The following is a 16,565-nucleotide window of genomic DNA, read 5'->3' on the forward strand; positions in this document are numbered from 1 at the left end:
CCCTGTTCAACTCGGAGGAGCCCACCTGTGACCGTACGAGTAGGCATCAACGGATTCGGCCGGATCGGCCGGAACTTCTTCCGCGCAGTCCGCGCCAGCGGTCTCGACATCGAGATCGTCGCGGTCAACGACCTGACCGACAACGCGACGCTCGCGCACCTGCTGACCTACGACACCATCCTCGGCCGGCTCGACACCGACGTGTCGGCCACCGAGGACGCGATCGTCGTCGGCGGCAACAAGATCCATGCGTTCGCCGAACGCGACCCGGCCGCCCTGAAGTGGGGCGAGGTGGGCGCCGACGTCGTGATCGAGTCGACCGGCTTCTTCACCGACGCCGCGAAGGCCCGTGCCCACGTCGACGGGGCCGGCGCCAGGAAGGTCATCGTCTCCGCGCCCGCGACCAACCCCGACCTGACCGTCGTGATGGGCGTCAACGACGACCTCTACGACCCGGCGGCGCACACCGTCATCTCCAACGCGTCGTGCACCACCAACTGCCTGGCGCCGATGGCGAAGGCGCTCAACGACAGCGTCGGGATCGTCAAGGGCCTGATGACCACGGTGCACGCCTACACGGCGGACCAGAACCTGCAGGACAACATCCACAAGGACCTGCGCCGCGCCCGTGCCGCCGCCCTCAACATCGTGCCCACCTCGACCGGTGCGGCGAAGGCGATCGGACTGGTACTGCCCGAGCTCAAGGGCAAGCTCGACGGCTACGCACTGCGCGTGCCGACGCCGACCGGGTCCCTCACCGACCTCTCCTTCGAGGCGTCGCGCGAGACCAGCGTCGAGGAGGTCAACGAGGCGGTGAAGGCGGCCGCCGACGGCCGCATCCTGCGCTACTCCACCGACCCGATCGTCTCCTCCGACATCGTCACCGACCCGGCGTCGTGCATCTTCGACGCACCGCTGACGAAGGTGATCGGCAACCAGGTCAAGGTGGCCGGCTGGTACGACAACGAGTGGGGATACTCCAACCGCCTGGCGGACCTGGTGGTGCACGTCGGCTCCTCCCTCTGAGAGGCTGCGACCCGTGACGGGGTCGGGCGCCGACCGGCGCCCGACCCCACACCCGAGCACACATCCCAGCGAAGGAAGCACGCACACCATGGCGGAGTATCCAGGCCTCGGCGAGGTCAGTGGCAAGCGCGTTCTCGTCCGTTCCGACCTCAACGTCCCGCTCGAGGGCGACGCAGGCGCGAAGGTGATCACCGACGACGGCCGGATCCGGGCCAGCGTGCCGACCATCAGGGCGCTCGCCGAGGCGGGGGCGAGGGTGGTGGTCACCGCCCACCTGGGGCGTCCGAAGGGCGCGCCCGACGCGGAGTTCTCGCTGGAGCCCGTCGCCGCCCGCCTGGGTGAGCTGCTCGGGGCCCCGGTGGCGTTCGCCGGCGACACCGTCGGGACCAGCGCGACGGAGACCGTCGCCGGGCTCGAGGACGGGGCTGTCGCCGTACTGGAGAACGTGCGGTTCAACCCCGGCGAGACCAGCAAGGACGACGCCGAGCGTGGCGAGTTCGCGGACCGGCTCGCCGCCCTCGCCGACGCCTTCGTCTCCGACGGGTTCGGTGTGGTGCACCGCAAGCAGGCGAGCGTGTACGACGTCGCCCAGCGGCTCCCGCACGCGATGGGCGGCCTGGTGGCGGCCGAGGTCGACGTGCTGCGGCGGCTGACCGTGGACCCCGAACGCCCCTATGTGGTGGTGCTCGGCGGCTCGAAGGTCTCCGACAAGCTCGGCGTGATCGACAACCTCCTGGAGAAGGCCGACAAGCTGCTGATCGGCGGCGGGATGGTCTTCACGTTCCTCGCCGCGCAGGGCCACGGCGTGGGCAGCAGCCTGCTCGAGGAGGACCAGATCCCCACCTGTCGCGACTACCTGGCGCGGGCGGCGGCCTCGAGCGTCGAGATCGTGCTGCCCAGTGACATCGTGGTCGCCGACTCGTTCGGCGACGAGGCCTCCGCCCGGGTGGTGGCCGCCGACGCGATCCCCGAGACCACGCTCGGGCTGGACATCGGGCCGGCGTCCGGAGCGACGTTCGCGGCAGCCCTCTCCGACGCGCGGACGGTCTTCTGGAACGGCCCGATGGGTGTCTTCGAGGTGGCGGCGTTCGCCGAGGGCACCCGTGCGGTGGCCGAGGCGCTGACCCACGTCGAAGGGCTCTCCGTCGTGGGCGGCGGGGACTCCGCGGCCGCGGTCCGCACCCTCGGCTTCGACGAGGCCGCGTTCGGCCACATCTCGACCGGGGGCGGCGCGAGCCTGGAGTACCTCGAGGGCAGGGAACTGCCCGGCATCACCGTTCTGGAGGCGAACTGACCATGGCCACGAAGAAGAGCCCGGCCGGCCGCGTGCCGCTGATGGCCGGCAACTGGAAGATGAACCTCAACCACCAGGAAGCGGTGGTGCTCGTCCAGAAGCTGACCTGGACCCTGTCCGACAAGCGGCACGACTACGGCCGGGTCGAGGTCGCGGTGATCCCGCCGTTCACCGACCTCCGCTCGGTGCAGACGCTGGTGGACGGCGACCGCCTGCAGCTGCGGTACGGCGCGCAGGACGTGTCCGTGCACGCCAACGGGGCCTACACGGGCGAGGTCAGCGCTGCGATGCTGGCCAAGCTCGGCTGCAGCTATGCGCTGGCCGGGCACTCCGAGCGGCGCCAGTACCACGCGGAGAGCGACGAGGTCGTCGCGGCGAAGGCGGGTGCCGCGCTGAAGGAGGGCATCACCCCGATCGTGTGCGTCGGCGAGGGGCTCGAGGTCCGTCAGTCCGGAGAGCACGTGGCCTACACGACCGCGCAGCTGGTCGGCTCGCTCGCGGGCCTGACGGCGGAGCAGGTGGCCGGTCTGGTGATCGCCTACGAGCCGGTCTGGGCGATCGGCACCGGAGAGGTCGCCACGCCCGACGACGCCCAGGAGGTCTGTGCGGCGATCCGCGAGCAGGTCGGTGCGTCGTACGGCGAGGAGGCGGCCTCGGCGGTGCGCGTGCTCTACGGCGGATCGGTGAAGGCGGCCAACGTCGCGGGGATCATGGCGCAGCCCGACATCGACGGATGTCTGGTGGGCGGCGCCAGCCTGCAGGCCGACGAGTTCGGCGGCGTGTGCCGCTACTACGACATGCCGAGCCTCGGGTGACCCCCGCGGTGCGGTCCCGACCAACCCTCTGACGTAGGATCACGCACGTGTTGTCGACCCTGCTGACCGTCCTGCTCGTGATCACGAGTCTGCTGCTGATCCTCCTGGTGTTGCTGCACAAGGGGCGGGGCGGCGGCCTCTCGGACATGTTCGGTGGCGGCGTCTCCAGCTCGCTCGGTGGCTCATCGATCGCCGAACGCAACCTCGACCGGTTCACGGTCGGGATCGGCGTGATCTGGTTCGCCTGCGTCATCGCACTCGGCCTCCTGCTGGCCTACCAGAGCTGATCTGACCCCGCACACGACCGGCCCGACAGCGGGCCGGCACGACGAGTCTTGAGGAGAATCCGTTGGCCGGAGGCGGTAACGCGATCCGTGGTAGCCGAGTGGGCGCGGGCCCGATGGGGGAGGCCGAGCGTGGCGAGGCTGCTCCCCGCCAGGCGATCACCTACTTTTGCGCGCACGAGCACCGCTCGGTGATCACCTTCTCGGTCGAGGCTGCTGTCCCGGAGTCGTGGGACTGTCCCAAGTGCGGACTGCCGGCGTCCCAGGACTCCGACAACCCGCCCCCGGCCCCGAAGAACGAGCCGTACAAGACGCACCTGGCCTACGTGAAGGAGCGCCGCTCCGACCAGGAGGCCGAGGTCATCCTGGACGAGGCGATCCAGCTGCTGCGCACTCGCCGGAAGACCGGCGAGATCATCTTCTGACGCGCTGACCTGCCGCACGGCGCGCAGCCCGGGGTCCGGGCTGCGCGCCGTTGGCCGTTCAGAGGAGCGACGCGGCGTCCTGGTCGAGGAACCAGACGGTCTCCTCCTCGCCGTGCACACCCCGGGCCGGGGTGTCGGCGAGGCTGGTGCCGTCCCGGGATCCCTCGGCGGCCAACCCCCGCGAGACGGCGTCCGCCTTGCCCTCGCCGGAGACCAGGAACCACACGGAGCGGGAACGGGTCAGCGCCTCGAAGGTGAAGGTGACCCGGTCCGGCGGCGGCTTGGGGGAGTCGTGGACCGCCGTGGTGATGGCATCCACGACCGCCAGTCCGGGGTGGTGCGGGAAGAGCGAGGCGATGTGGCCGTCGGGTCCGACACCGAGCATCAGTACGTCGAAGGCGCCGCCGCCGTCTCGTCGTACCTCGGCGGCGTAGGCGTCGGCGGCCTCCTCCGCGGTGGCGACCTGGTCGGAGGCGGGCACCTCGTGGACCAACCGTGCGCCGACGGCGTCGAGGAAGTCCTGACGTGCCTGACCGGCGTTGCGGTCGGGGGAGGCGGCGGGGACGAAGCGCTCGTCCCCGAACCAAAAGTGCACCGCTCCCCAGTCGACGCCGGACCCGTCTGCGAGCCGGGCGACCTCGGCGTGCACCTTGCGGGCGATGGTGCCGCCGGTCAGTCCGATGTGCGGCACGGCACCGGCCGCCTGCGCGTCGGCGATCCGGTTGAGCAGCTCACCGGCGATCGTGGTGGCCAGGGCGTCCGCGTCGGGGTGGACCTCGATCCGCGGCTGGTCGAAGCTGTCGAGGTTCATCGGTCGCGGTGCTCCCGGTAGTAGGCGATGAGGGCGCGGGTGGAGGAGTCCTGGCCGGCCAGCACGTCCTCGTCGCCGGCCACGGCCGGGGCGAGGTCGAGGGCGAGCTTCTTGCCGAGCTCGACCCCCACTGGTCGAAGCTGTCGACCCCCAGATCACGCCCTGGGTGAAGGTGATGTGCTCGTAGAGCGCGATCAGCTGGCCGAGCACGTTCGGGGTGAGAAGCGGAGCCATGATCGAGGTCGTCGGACGGTTCCCGGTGAACGTCCGCGCGCTGACCAGCTCCTCGGCGACCCCGGCCGCCCGCACCTCGTCGGCGGTCCGGCCGAAGGCCAGGGCCTGGGTCTGGGCGAAGAAGTTCGCCAGGAAGAGCTCGTGGACGTCGTGCTCCCCGTCGACGAGCGGGTGCGCCGGCTGGGCGAAGGCGATGAAGTCGGCCGGGACGAGCCGGGTGCCCTGGTGCAGCAGCTGGTAGAAGGCGTGCTGGCCGTTGGTGCCGGGCTCGCCCCAGAAGACCTCGCCGGTGTCGGTGGTCACCGGGGTGCCGTCCCAGCGCACCCCCTTGCCGTTGGACTCCATCGTCAGCTGCTGCAGGTACGCCGGGAAGCGGTGCAGGGACTGCGCGTAGGGGAGCACCGCGTGGGTCTGCGCGTCGAGGAAGTTGGTGTACCAGACGTTCAGCAGGCCCATCAGCACCGGGACGTTCGCCCCGTGCTCGGTACGACGGAAGTGCTCGTCCATCGCCCGGAACCCGGCCAGCAGGTCGGTGAACCCCTCCCGCCCGATCGCGACCACCAGGGAGGTGCCGATCGCCGAGTCCACCGAGTACCGGCCGCCGACCCAGTCCCAGAAGCCGAACGCGTTCGCAGGGTCGATGCCGAAGTCGGCCACCTTGTCCAACGCGGTGGAGACGGCGACGAAGTGACGGGCCACGGTGTCGCCGTCGTCCTCGCCGAGGGCGCCGAGCTCGCGGAGCCGGTCGAGCAGCCAGGTGCGGCACAGCCGTGCGTTGGTGAGCGTCTCCAGCGTCCCGAAGCTCTTGCTCGCGACGATGAAGAGGGTGCTGCGCGGGTCCAGGTCGGCGAGCGTCTCCGCGACATCGGTCGGGTCGATGTTGCTGATGAAGCGGCACTCCAGGGACTCGGCCCGATAGGCCTTGAGCGCCTCGTAGGCCATCACCGGGCCCAGGTCCGACCCACCGATCCCGATGTTGACCACCGTGCGGATGCGTTCGCCGGTGACCCCGGTCCAGTCGCCGGAGCGGATCCGGTCGGCGAAGGCGTAGACCCGTTCGAGGACCTCGTGCACGCCGGGCACCACATCCTCACCGTCCGCGGTGACCGAGGTCCCCGCCGGAGCGCGCAGCGCGGTGTGCAGCACCGCGCGGTCCTCGGTGACGTTGATCGGCTCGCCGGTGAACATGGCGTCGCGCCGCGCAGCGAGACCCACCTCGTCGGCGAGGTCGACCAGCGCGGCGAGGATCTCGCCGTCGATCAGGTTCTTGGAGAGGTCGACGTGCAGGTCGGCCGCGGTGACGCTGAGCCGGCTGGCCCGCTCCGGGTCGGCGTCGAAGGCCGCCCGGAGGTCGGGCTCGCGCGTGGCGGCGAGCTCGGCGAGCCGCGCCCAGGCCTTCGTCGTCGTCGGGTCGACCGGGTGCTGGGGCATGGGCGTGGTTCCTCCGATGGGGTGGCGGGTCAGCCTGCGGCGCGGTCCAACTGCTGCTGCACCGTCTCGGTGAGCTCGTCCCAGGAGGCGGCGAACTTGTCGACGCCCTCGTCCTCGAGCACCGTGAACACGTCGGCCAGGTCGACGCCGACGGCGGCGAGAGCGTCGAAGACCTGCTGCGCCTGCGCGCCCCGTCCGGACACCTGGTCGCCGCTCACCTCGCCGTGGTCGGCGAACGCGTCGAGCGTCTTCTCCGGCATCGTGTTGACCGTGTCGGCGACCACCAGGTCGGTGACGTAGAGGGTGTCCGGGTAGTCCGGGTTCTTCACCCCGGTGGACGCCCAGAGCGGCCGCTGGGCGTGTGCACCGTCGGCGGCGAGCGACTCCCAGCGAGGACCGGCGAAGGCCTCCTGGAACGCCGCGTAGGCGAGGCGGGCGTTGGCCACGGCGGCCTTGCCGCGCAGCGCCAGCGCGTCGTCGCTGCCGATCTTCTCCAACCGGTTGTCGATCTCGGTGTCGACCCGCGAGACGAAGAACGAGGCCACCGAGCGGATCTCCGAGACGTCCTTGCCGGCCGCGCGGGCCCGCTCGAGCCCGAGCAGGTAGGCCTCCATCACCTCCCGGTAACGGTCGGTGGAGAAGATCAGCGTGACGTTGACGCTGATCCCCTCGCTGATCGCCGCGGTGATCGCCGGCAGTCCCTCGGCGGTGGCGGGGATCTTGATCAGGGCGTTCGGCCGGTCCACCGCGGCCCACAGCGCTCGCGCGCTGGCGATGGTGCCGTCGGTGTCCCGGGCGAGTGCCGGCTCGACCTCGATCGACACCCGGCCGTCGTGCTCGGTGGCCGCGGCGACCTGGCCCAGGATGTCGCACGCGTTGCGCACGTCCTCGGTGGTCAGCTCGAAGATGGTGCGGGCCACATCGGCACCGTCGGCCACCAGTCCGCGGACCTGCGCGTCGTAGCGCTCACCGTCGGCGATGGCGCCGGCGAAGATCGTCGGGTTGGTGGTCACGCCGACCACCGACCTCTGGTCCACCATGGCGGCCAGGTTGCCGGTCTCGATCCGTTCCCGGGACAGGTCGTCGAGCCAGATGGAAACCCCCGCGTCGGCGAGGGCCTTCAAGCGATCACTCATGGAACTTCCTCCTTGGACGGTGGGTGCATCGTGCCCGTTCGCGCGGATCTCAGCCCGCGGCGGCCGCGATGCTGTCGTGGGCGGCATTGACCACGGCGTCGACGGTGAAGCCGTACTCGGTGAACATCCGCTGATGGTCGGCGGAGGCACCGTAGGTCTCGATCGAGATGATCCGGCCGTGGTCGCCGACGACCTCGCGCCATCCCTGGGCGATGCCGGCCTCCACCGACACCCGGGCGCGGACGGTCGGGGGATCACGGTCTCGCGGTAGGACGCCGGCTGGGCGTCGTACCACTCGCGGCAGGGCATCGAGACGACCCGGGCGCGGACCCCCGCCTCGGTGAGCCGGTGGTAGGCCGCCACCGCGAGCTGGAGCTCGGAGCCGGTGCCGATCAGGACCACCTCGGGAAGGCCGCCCTCGCAGTCGAGCAGGACGTAGCCCCCTTGTGCACGTTCGAGGTGTCGCTGTAGCCCTGCTCGCCCCGCGGGTAGATCGGCAGGTTCTGGCGGGACAGTGCCAGGCCGGCGGGGCGGTCGGAGTGGCCGAGCACGGTCGCCCACGCCGCGGCGACCTCGTTGGCGTCACCGGGGCGGACCACGTCCAGGCCGGGGATGGCGCGCAGGGCCGCGAGGTGCTCGACCGGCTGGTGCGTCGGGCCGTCCTCACCGAGACCGATCGAGTCGTGGGTCCACACGTAGGTCACCGGCAGCTGCATCAGGGCGGCCAGCCGCACGGAGGGGCGCATGTAGTCGGAGAAGGTCAGGAACGTGCCGCCGAACACGCGGGTGCCGCCGTGCAGCGCGATGCCGTTCATGATCGCGCCCATGGCGTGCTCGCGGATGCCGAAGTGCAGCACCCGCCCGGCGTAGGGGTCGCCCTTCCACATGTCGGTGGAGCGCTCCGCCGGCAGGAACGAGGGGACGCCCTCGATGGTCGTGTTGTTCGACTCGGCGAGGTCGGCCGAGCCGCCCCAGAGCTCGGGGACCTTCGGGGCGACCGCGTTGATCACCGCGCCGGAGGCCTTGCGGGTGGCGATGCCCTTCTCGTCGGCCGGCCAGGTGGGCAGGTCCGCGTCCCAGCCGTCGGGGAGGGTGCGGGTGCGCATCCGCTCGAAGGCGGCGACGTCCGCGGACGGCTTGGTGGTCCAGTGCTGGAACGCCCGGTCCCACTCCGCCTGGGCCGCCTTGCCCCGCTCCACGGCCTCGCGGGTGTGCTCGAGCACGCCGACCGGGACCTCGAAGGACTGCTCCGGGTCGAAGCCGAGGATCTCCTTGGTCGCGGCGACCTCGTCGGCACCGAGGGCCGAGCCGTGCGCCTTCCCGGTGCCCTGCGCGTTGGGCGCGGGCCAGGCGATGACGGTGCGGAGCACGATGAAGGAGGGGCGGTCGGTGACCGCCTCGGCGGCGCGGATCGCGTCGAAGAGGCCCTGGACGTCCTCCTGGTAGCCGTTCGCGCCCGCGGTCCAGTCGACGGTCTGGACGTGCCAGCCGTAGGCCTCGTAGCGTGCCGCGACGTCCTCGGCGAGGGCGATGTTGGTGTCGTCCTCGATGGAGATCTGGTTGTCGTCGTAGATGACGGTGAGGTTGCCCAGCGCCTGCACGCCGGCGATGGCCGAGGCTTCGGCGCTGATCCCCTCCTCGATGTCGCCGTCGGAGCAGATCGCGTAGACGTGGTGGTCGAACGGGGAGGCACCGGGCTCGGCGTTGGGGTCGAGCAGACCCCGCTCGCGCCGGGCGGCCATCGCCATGCCGACCGCGTTGCCGACTCCCTGGCCGAGGGGCCGGTGGTGGTCTCGACGCCGGCGGTGTGGCCGTGCTCGGGGTGTCCCGGGGTCTTCGAGCCCCAGGTGCGCAGCGCCTGGATGTCCTCCAGCTCGAGGCCCCAACCGCCGAGGTAGAGCTGGAGGTAGAGGGTGAGCGAGGAGTGTCCGGCGGAGAGCACGAACCGGTCGCGCCCGGCCCAGTCCGGGTCGGCGGGGTTGTGCCGCATCACCTTCTGGAAGAGCAGGTAGGCGGCCGGCGCGAGGCTCATGGCCGTGCCGGGATGGCCGTTGCCGACCTTCTGGACGGCGTCCATGGCCAGCGTTCGAACGGTGTCGACCGCCTTGCGGTCGAGGTCGGTCCACTCCAGGTCCGGGATCATGATCCCGAGCCTATCGAGAGGCCCGACACCGGGCACATCGCCTCGGTGCCCACGGATCGGTCCGGTCCCGTTACAATCGATGCGCTCTGCCCCGACCGGGCCTCTGCTGCAGTGAGGATCTCCGTGACGTACGTCGACCCCGCCAGCCCCGAGCTGAGCAGCCGGGGCGCCCAGCGCGGTGTGAACGGTGTGCTCCCCGAGGGCGATCTGCCCAAGGCGAGCGCGAAGGACGTCGTGATGGCGTACGTCGGTCTCACCAAGCCGCGGGTCATCGAGCTGCTGCTGCTGACCACCGTTCCGGTGATGTTCTTCGCCGCGCGCGGCGTCCCGCCCCTGGGGCTGGTCGCCGCGACCGTCGCCGGTGGCGCGCTCTCGGCCGGCTCGGCATCGGTCTTCAACTGCGTCTACGACCGCGACATCGACGAGCAGATGCGACGTACCCGTCGCCGTGCGCTCCCGCGGCACATCGTGACGCCCGTCGCCGCGCTGGTCTTCGGCGTCGTGCTCGCCGCGCTCTCGACGGCGATCCTGCTGCTCTGGGTGAACCCGCTGTCGGCGGCGCTGTCGCTCGGCGCGAACGCGTTCTACGTCTTCGTCTACACGATGCTGCTGAAGAGACGGACCACCCAGAACATCGTCTGGGGAGGCATCGCGGGCTGCTTCCCCGCGCTGATCGGCTGGACCGCGGTGACCGGGGAGATGTCCTGGGTCCCGATCGTGCTCTTCGCCGTGGTCTTCTTCTGGACGCCCCCGCACACCTGGGCCCTGGCGCTGCGCTACCGCGAGGACTACGCGCAGGTGGACGTCCCGATGCTCCCGGCGGTGAAACCGGCCAAGGCGGTGGCCCGCCAGATCGTGGCCTACTCGTGGGTGATGGTCGGCGTCTCGCTGCTGCTGTGGCCGGTGGCCGGCACCGGCTGGTTCTACCCCGCGGCCGCGGTGGTGCTCGGTGGGGTGTTCCTGGTCGAGGCGCACCGGATGCTGCACCGCGCCTCACGCAGCGACGAGCTCAGCGTGATCCAGCCGATGCGGCTCTTCCACTCCTCGAACCTCTACCTCTCGCTGCTCTTCGTCGCCGTCGCGATCGACCCGCTGCTGCACTGACCGGGCCGCGTCCGCGGCGCGGTCAGTCGCGCTGACGGGCCGCGAGGACGAGCCAGGCGAGGGCGGCCGAGGTGAGGGCCGCGCCCAGCATGTGCAGGCCGACCAGCAGCTCGGGAAGGTCGTTGAAGTACTGCACGAAGCCGATCACTCCCTGCAGCAGCTCCACCGCCAGCAGCAGCGTCGCGGCGCGGCGCAGCACGGCGAGGCGGCTGCGGACGGCCAGGAACAGCACTGCCACGGTCACCGCGACCAACGCGTAGACGGCCGCGGCGTGGACGTGCGACATGACCTGCGGGTCCAGGCCGGTGCGCCGGGAGTCCAGGTCGCCGGAGTGGGGGCCGGAGCCGGTCACCACCGTGCCGAGGTACAGCACCACCCACCCGACCACGTAGGTCGCCACGACCGTCCACCACAGACCGGGTGAGGCGGCCGGCCGGGGGACCGGGCGGAGGTGGTCGAGCAGCACGACGCAGACACCGATGATCGCCATCGACACCAGCAGGTGCAGCGCGACCACCCACGGGTTCAGGTCGGTGAGCACCGTGACGCCGCCGATCACGGCCTGCGCCGGGATCCCCAGGGCGATCACGGTGGACAGCAGGACCGATCGGCCACCGCCGGCGTCCCCGCGGCGACGCGACGCCAGCGCGGCGAGCCAGCAGCCGATCGCGATCGCGACCAGCACGAAGGTGAGCATGCGGTTGCCGAACTCGATCGCGCCGTGCCAGCCCAGCGCGCCGTGCGCGACGTAGGACTCCTCGGTGCAGCGGGGCCAGGTCGGGCAGCCCAGGCCGGACCCGGTCAGGCGCACCGCGCCACCGGTGACCACGATCGCGATGTTGGCGACCAGGTTCGCTATCGCGGCCGGCCACAGCACGGCTGCGGCGCGGTCGACCGCGCCTCGTCGTTCACCGGCCGGGATGTCCACCTGCTGTGTCACGGTTCCTCATTCTGCTCGGTGACGCGGCGCTCGGCCGCATCGCGTGCGATGTGATCTGCTGCGCGCGCTCGGTCGGCCGGGTCACTCCCACCGGAAGGTGCGCGCGGTGAGCAGCGACCCGAGGCCGGCCCACCCGGTGAGCACCGCGAGGTCGCGCCAGGGCAGCGCGCCGTCGCAGGCCGAGCGCATCGCCTCGCCGAGCGCACCTGAGGGCAGCCAGGTCATCGCCGTGCCCAGGTCGCCGTACGCGGAGGCGGGAAGGACCACGGCCCCGCCCGCCATCAGCAGCAGGTACACCAGGTTCGCCGCCGCCAGCGTCGCCTCGGCGCGCAGCGCGCCGGCGAGCAGCAGGCCGAGGGAGGCGAACGCCGCCGTACCGAGCAGCAGCGTGAGGAGCAGACCTGCCACCTGGAGGGTCGGCGCCCAGCCCAGGGAGAAGCCCACCGCCCCGATCACGGCGAACTGCAACAGCTCGACGGCGAAGAGCGCCCCGATCTTGCCGCCGAGCAGCGCGGCCCGGGAGAGCGGTGCCGTGCCGAGGCGCTTGAGCACGCCGTAGCGGCGCTCGAACCCGGTGGCGATCGCCAACGAGGTGAAGGAGGTGGACATCACCGCCAGCGCCAGCACACCCGGCGTGATCACGTCGACCATCGGGTCGTCGAAGGAGATGCCGACGCGCTCGGAGCCCTGCACCGCGCCCACCAGCACCACCACCGGGATCACCACGGCGAGCAGCAGCTGCTCGCCGTTGCGCAGCATCAGCCGCGCCTCCATGGCGGCCTGGGCGAGCACCTGGCGGACCAGCGGTGCGGCGCCGGGGCGGGGGAGAAGGTGCTGCTCACGGGGTCTCCTGCTCGCGTCCGGTCAGCTCGAGGAAGACGTCCTCCAGGTTGCGCTGACCCAGGCTGAGCGACTCCGGCAGCACCTCGTGCTTCTCGCACCACGCGGAGACCCGGGCCAGCGTGCTCGCGTCGGCGGGCCCGGACAGGCGCAGGCTGTACTCGTCGAGCACGTGCAGCTCGGTGCCCGGGCCGAGGTCGGTGGCCAGACCCTCCGGCGCGCCCGGCGGGAACGGCTGGGTGACGACCAGCCGGATCGTGGCGACGGTGCCGCCCCGGGTCAGCTCCAGGGGTGAGCCGCTGGCGACCAGCCGGCCGCGGTCGATGATGTGCACGCGGTCCGCCAGCCGCTCCGCCTCCTCGAGGTAGTGCGTGGTGAGCACCACGGTCACCCCGGCCGCGCGCAGCTCCTCGAGCAGCTCCCAGACGGTACGCCGGATCTGCGGGTCCATCCCGGCGGTCGGCTCGTCGACGAAGACCAGCTCGGGTCGACCGACCAGCGCCATCGCCAGCCCGAGCCGCTGCTGCTGGCCCCCCGACAGCCGCCGGTACGGCGTCCGCGCGCACTCGTGCAGCGAGAGCCGGTCCATCAGCTCGGTCACCGGCACCGGATGGGCGTGCAGCCGGGAGAGGTGGCGCAGCATCTCCGCCGGCCGGGCGCTGCTCCAGGCACCGCCCGACTGCAGCATCACGCCGATCCGGGGAGCAGGGCCTTGCGGTCGCGGATCGGGTCCAGGCCGAGCACCCGGACCGTGCCCTGGTGCGGCCGCCGATAGCCCTCGCAGGTCTCCAGGGTGGTGGTCTTCCCGGCGCCGTTCGGCCCGAGCACGGCGGTGATGGTGTGCGACTCGACGTCCAGGCTCAGGCCGTCCACGGCGCTCTTGTCGCCGTACCTCATCACCAGGCCGTCGATCACGACGGCAGGGTGGTGGGGGGCGGACACGGCGCTCAGTCTAGGAAGGAGGTGTCCGGGGCCGGGCCCCGGTCCCCACCCGGGGCCGCCTACGCTGGCCGCCGTGACGACCTGGTCCTACGCACTGATCCTCGTGCTGGCCGGCGCGACGGCGGTGCTCCTGCTGGTGGACCTGATCCGCGACCGATCCACGCAGGACAGCCACTACCTGGCACTCGCGGTGATCGAGGTCGCGGTCCTGCTGCAGCTGGTCGCCGGGTGCGTCGCGCTGGCGCGGACCGAGCGCGACGTCGAGGGGGCGGTCTTCATCAGCTATCTGGTCACCGTCGCCCTCGCCCCGGTCGCCGGAGCGCTCTTCTCGCTGGCCGAGCGTTCCCGGGTGGGCACCACTGTCCTGCTGCTCGCGGTGGCGACCGTGGCCGGGATGGAGGTCCGGCTCTGGGACATCTGGTCGGGCAGCCATGGCTGAGCCGAGCCGGGAGCCGGCGAGGACGCAGCCGGAGCAGCTCTCGGCCGGGTGGGGCCGCGCCCTGGTCTTCGTCTACGGCGTCTTCGCGGTCGCGGCGACCGGTCGCTCGGCGGTACAGCTGGGCACCGACCCCGACCGCGCCCCGCTGGCGTACTCGCTCTCACTGCTCGCCGCGATCCTCTACCTGGTCGCCACCACCTGCCTGCTGCTCGGCGGTCGGCTGGGCTGGCGGATCGCGGTGGTCGCGGTGACCATCGAGCTGATCGGGGTGCTCACCGTGGGGACACTGAGCTATGTCGCCACCGACCTGTTCCCGGACAAGACGGTCTGGTCGCACTTCGGGCAGGGCTACGGCTTCCTGCCCCTGGTGCTGCCCGTCCTCGGCATCGCGTGGCTGCGCGCCACCAGGCCCGCGGAGTAGCCCCGCGACCTCCCCGGTGCGGCTGTGGCCCGGCTCACGCTGCGGTCGCAGGTAAGGCGGGCCTTGCTTGAAGCATCGGAATCAATAACGCCACACTGATGTTGTGGAAATCGTGGACGGAGCACCGGGGACAGGAGATCAGCCGACGCGTCAGCGCGTCGCGCAGTCGATCCTGGTCAACGGCCCGTCGACCGCCGCCGACCTCGCGGACCGGCTGGACCTGACGCCGGCGGCCGTCCGTCGCCACCTCGACCAGATGCTGGCCGACGGCCTCGTCGAGCACCGTGAGCCGCGACCGAGCGGCAATCGGGGGCGTGGCCGCCCGGCCAAGGCGTTCGCGCTCACCGAGCGTGGTCGCGACGGCTTCGAGGCCCAGTACGACGACCTCGCCGCCGCCGCACTGCGCTTCCTGGCCGACACGGCCGGCGACGGAGCGGTGCAGGCGTTCGCCGAGCAGCGGGCCGCGTTCATCGAGGAGCGCTTCCCGAAGGTCGCCGCCGCGCACCCGGACGCCTCACCGGCGGAGGTGCTCGCCCGGGTCTTCTCCGAGGAGGGCTACGCCGCCTCGGTGCGGGAGCTGCCCTTGATCGGCGGCGCCGGAGGCCAGGCGGCCGAGCAGTTGTGCCAGCAGCACTGTCCGGTCTCCCACGTCGCCCACGAGTTCCCCCAGCTGTGCGAGGCGGAGACCGCGGCCATCGGCCGGGTGCTCGGCACGCACGTCCAGCGGCTGGCGACCATCGCCCACGGCGACGGCGTCTGCACCACCTGCATTCCCGACACCGGGGTGACTGCGCACCCCGCGTCCACCGAAGAGACCGCCGACAAGAAGGAGCGGGTCAACTCATGACCTCCATCGAGGAACTCAACCCCGAGCTGAAGGGCATCGGCCGCTACGAGTTCGGCTGGGCCGACCCGGACGTCGCCGGAGCCGCCGCCCAGCGCGGCCTCAACGACGCCGTGGTGCGCGACATCTCCGGCAAGAAGAGCGAGCCGGACTGGATGCTCGACCTGCGCCTCAAGGGCCTCAAGCTCTTCGATCGCAAGCCCATGCCGACCTGGGGCTCCGACCTCGGCGGCATCGACTTCGACAACATCAAGTACTTCGTGCGCTCCTCGGAGAAGCAGGCCACCTCGTGGGAGGAGCTGCCCGAGGACATCAAGAACACCTACGACAAGCTCGGCATCCCGGAGGCGGAGAAGCAGCGCCTGGTCGCCGGTGTCGCCGCGCAGTACGAGTCCGAGGTGGTCTACCACTCCATCCGCGAGGACCTCGAGGCCCAGGGCGTGCTGTTCCTGGACACCGACACGGCGCTCAAGGAGCACCCGGAGCTCTTCCAGGAGTACTTCGGCACCGTGATCCCGGTCGGCGACAACAAGTTCGCCGCGCTGAACACCGCGGTGTGGTCCGGCGGCTCCTTCATCTACGTCCCGCCGGGTGTGCACGTCGACATCCCGCTGCAGGCCTACTTCCGGATCAACACCGAGAACATGGGCCAGTTCGAGCGGACGCTGATCATCGTCGACGAGGACGCCTACGTGCACTACGTCGAGGGCTGCACCGCGCCGATCTACTCCTCGGACTCGCTGCACTCCGCGGTGGTCGAGATCATCGTGAAGAAGGGCGGTCGCTGCCGCTACACGACCATCCAGAACTGGTCGAACAACGTCTACAACCTGGTGACCAAGCGGGCGGTCTGCGAGGCCGGCGCCACCATGGAGTGGGTCGACGGCAACATCGGCTCCAAGGTCACCATGAAGTACCCGGCCGTCTACCTGATGGGCGAGCACGCCAAGGGCGAGACCCTCTCCATCGCCTTCGCCGGCGAGGGGCAGCACCAGGACGCCGGCGCCAAGATGGTGCACGCCGCGCCGCACACCTCGTCCTCGATCCTGAGCAAGTCGGTGGCGCGCGGCGGCGGTCGTACGTCGTACCGCGGTCTGATCCAGGTCAACGAGGGCGCGCACGGCTCGAAGTCCAACGTCCTCTGCGACGCGCTGCTGGTCGACCAGATCAGCCGCTCGGACACCTACCCCTACGTCGACATCCGCGAGGACGACGTCTCCATGGGCCACGAGGCGAGCGTCTCGAAGGTCTCCGACGACCAGCTCTTCTACCTCATGTCGCGCGGCATGGAGGAGGACGAGGCGATGGCCATGATCGTGCGCGGCTTCGTCGAGCCGATCGCCAAGGAGCTGCCGATGGAGTACGCCCTGGAGCTCAACCGCCTGATCGAGCTGCAGATGGAGGGCGCGGTCGGCTGACCGCCGCCCGGCGCACCC

16 protein-coding genes and 2 pseudogenes are annotated in these 16,565 nt (G+C 71.2%); 10 read left to right on the plus strand and 8 right to left on the minus strand.

Annotation, left to right across the window (positions count from 1 at the left end; genetic code table 11):
• Window positions 1-27: 27 nt before the first annotated feature.
• The 5 genes from gap (at window position 28) to FIV43_RS04735 (ending at window position 3,844) form a co-directional block, all read left to right on the plus strand.
• Window positions 28-1,026 carry a type I glyceraldehyde-3-phosphate dehydrogenase gene (gene gap / locus FIV43_RS04715; protein ID WP_141013202.1) on the plus strand — a complete coding sequence of 333 codons (999 nt, stop codon included), beginning with the start codon at window positions 28-30 and terminating at the stop codon, window positions 1,024-1,026.
• Between the two features lie 88 nt (window positions 1,027-1,114).
• Window positions 1,115-2,320, plus strand: a complete 1,206-nt coding sequence (locus FIV43_RS04720; RefSeq protein ID WP_141013203.1) for a phosphoglycerate kinase — start codon at window positions 1,115-1,117, stop codon at window positions 2,318-2,320.
• 2 nt (window positions 2,321-2,322) lie between these two features.
• On the plus strand, window positions 2,323-3,135 hold the full coding sequence (gene tpiA, locus FIV43_RS04725) for a triose-phosphate isomerase (protein ID WP_231123691.1): 813 nt from the start codon (window positions 2,323-2,325) through the stop codon (window positions 3,133-3,135).
• A 50-nt stretch (window positions 3,136-3,185) separates the two neighbouring features.
• On the plus strand, window positions 3,186-3,422 hold the full coding sequence (secG, locus tag FIV43_RS04730; protein ID WP_141015743.1) for a preprotein translocase subunit SecG: 237 nt from the start codon (window positions 3,186-3,188) through the stop codon (window positions 3,420-3,422).
• 62 nt (window positions 3,423-3,484) lie between these two features.
• Window positions 3,485-3,844: an RNA polymerase-binding protein RbpA gene (locus FIV43_RS04735; protein WP_141013204.1), complete on the plus strand. Its 360-nt coding sequence runs from the start codon at window positions 3,485-3,487 to the stop codon at window positions 3,842-3,844.
• A gap of 58 nt (window positions 3,845-3,902) precedes the next feature.
• Here FIV43_RS04735 and pgl read toward each other — a convergent pair whose 3' ends face one another.
• The 4 genes and pseudogenes from pgl to tkt all read right to left on the minus strand — a co-directional run bounded on the left by pgl (window position 3,903) and on the right by tkt (window position 9,599).
• Entirely contained in the window at window positions 3,903-4,655 is a 753-nt protein-coding gene (pgl, locus tag FIV43_RS04740) for a 6-phosphogluconolactonase (protein ID WP_141013205.1), read from the minus strand.
• Window positions 4,652-6,320, minus strand: a pseudogene (gene pgi, locus FIV43_RS04745) (glucose-6-phosphate isomerase). Before pgi ends, pgl begins: the two are co-directional and overlap by 4 nt.
• A gap of 29 nt (window positions 6,321-6,349) precedes the next feature.
• Window positions 6,350-7,456, minus strand: a complete 1,107-nt coding sequence (gene tal, locus FIV43_RS04750) for a transaldolase (RefSeq protein ID WP_141013206.1) — start codon at window positions 7,454-7,456, stop codon at window positions 6,350-6,352.
• Window positions 7,457-7,505: 49 nt separating this feature from the next.
• A pseudogene (tkt, locus tag FIV43_RS04755) lies at window positions 7,506-9,599 on the minus strand (transketolase).
• 123 nt (window positions 9,600-9,722) lie between these two features.
• On the opposite strand from tkt, the gene FIV43_RS04760 reads away from it, so the two are divergent.
• Window positions 9,723-10,703, plus strand: coding sequence for a heme o synthase (locus FIV43_RS04760; protein ID WP_141013207.1), 981 nt, complete (start codon window positions 9,723-9,725; stop codon window positions 10,701-10,703).
• Between the two features lie 22 nt (window positions 10,704-10,725).
• Here FIV43_RS04760 and FIV43_RS04765 read toward each other — a convergent pair whose 3' ends face one another.
• The 4 genes from FIV43_RS04765 to FIV43_RS21965 all read right to left on the minus strand — a co-directional run bounded on the left by FIV43_RS04765 (window position 10,726) and on the right by FIV43_RS21965 (window position 13,425).
• Complete coding sequence (locus FIV43_RS04765) at window positions 10,726-11,643, minus strand: COX15/CtaA family protein (RefSeq protein WP_231123692.1); 918 nt, start codon at window positions 11,641-11,643, stop codon at window positions 10,726-10,728.
• Between the two features lie 81 nt (window positions 11,644-11,724).
• The gene (locus FIV43_RS04770; RefSeq protein WP_331251045.1) at window positions 11,725-12,435 is read right to left on the minus strand and encodes an ABC transporter permease; all 711 of its coding nucleotides are present in this window, start codon (window positions 12,433-12,435) and stop codon (window positions 11,725-11,727) included.
• 46 nt (window positions 12,436-12,481) lie between these two features.
• Window positions 12,482-13,171: an ABC transporter ATP-binding protein gene (locus FIV43_RS04775; protein WP_231123693.1), complete on the minus strand. Its 690-nt coding sequence runs from the start codon at window positions 13,169-13,171 to the stop codon at window positions 12,482-12,484.
• Window positions 13,171-13,425, minus strand: coding sequence for an ATP-binding cassette domain-containing protein (locus FIV43_RS21965; RefSeq protein WP_231123694.1), 255 nt, complete (start codon window positions 13,423-13,425; stop codon window positions 13,171-13,173). The genes FIV43_RS04775 and FIV43_RS21965 overlap by 1 nt, the downstream gene beginning before the upstream one ends.
• A 73-nt stretch (window positions 13,426-13,498) precedes the next feature.
• Between FIV43_RS21965 and FIV43_RS04780 the strand changes: the two genes are divergently transcribed.
• From FIV43_RS04780 to sufB, 4 genes are all read left to right on the plus strand, one after another.
• Window positions 13,499-13,864: a hypothetical protein gene (locus FIV43_RS04780; RefSeq protein WP_141013208.1), complete on the plus strand. Its 366-nt coding sequence runs from the start codon at window positions 13,499-13,501 to the stop codon at window positions 13,862-13,864.
• A complete protein-coding gene (locus FIV43_RS04785) occupies window positions 13,857-14,285 on the plus strand; it encodes a hypothetical protein (RefSeq protein ID WP_141013209.1) in 429 nt (142 codons plus the stop codon). Before FIV43_RS04780 ends, FIV43_RS04785 begins: the two co-directional genes overlap by 8 nt.
• Window positions 14,286-14,394: 109 nt before the next feature.
• Window positions 14,395-15,132: a helix-turn-helix transcriptional regulator gene (locus tag FIV43_RS04790; protein ID WP_181407765.1), complete on the plus strand. Its 738-nt coding sequence runs from the start codon at window positions 14,395-14,397 to the stop codon at window positions 15,130-15,132.
• The gene (gene sufB, locus FIV43_RS04795) at window positions 15,129-16,547 is read left to right on the plus strand and encodes a Fe-S cluster assembly protein SufB (RefSeq protein ID WP_141013211.1); all 1,419 of its coding nucleotides are present in this window, start codon (window positions 15,129-15,131) and stop codon (window positions 16,545-16,547) included. Before FIV43_RS04790 ends, sufB begins: the two co-directional genes overlap by 4 nt.
• Window positions 16,548-16,565: the final 18 nt, after the last annotated feature.

The organism is Nocardioides sambongensis (genome assembly GCF_006494815.1).
Lineage (GTDB): Bacteria > Actinomycetota > Actinomycetes > Propionibacteriales > Nocardioidaceae > Nocardioides > Nocardioides sambongensis.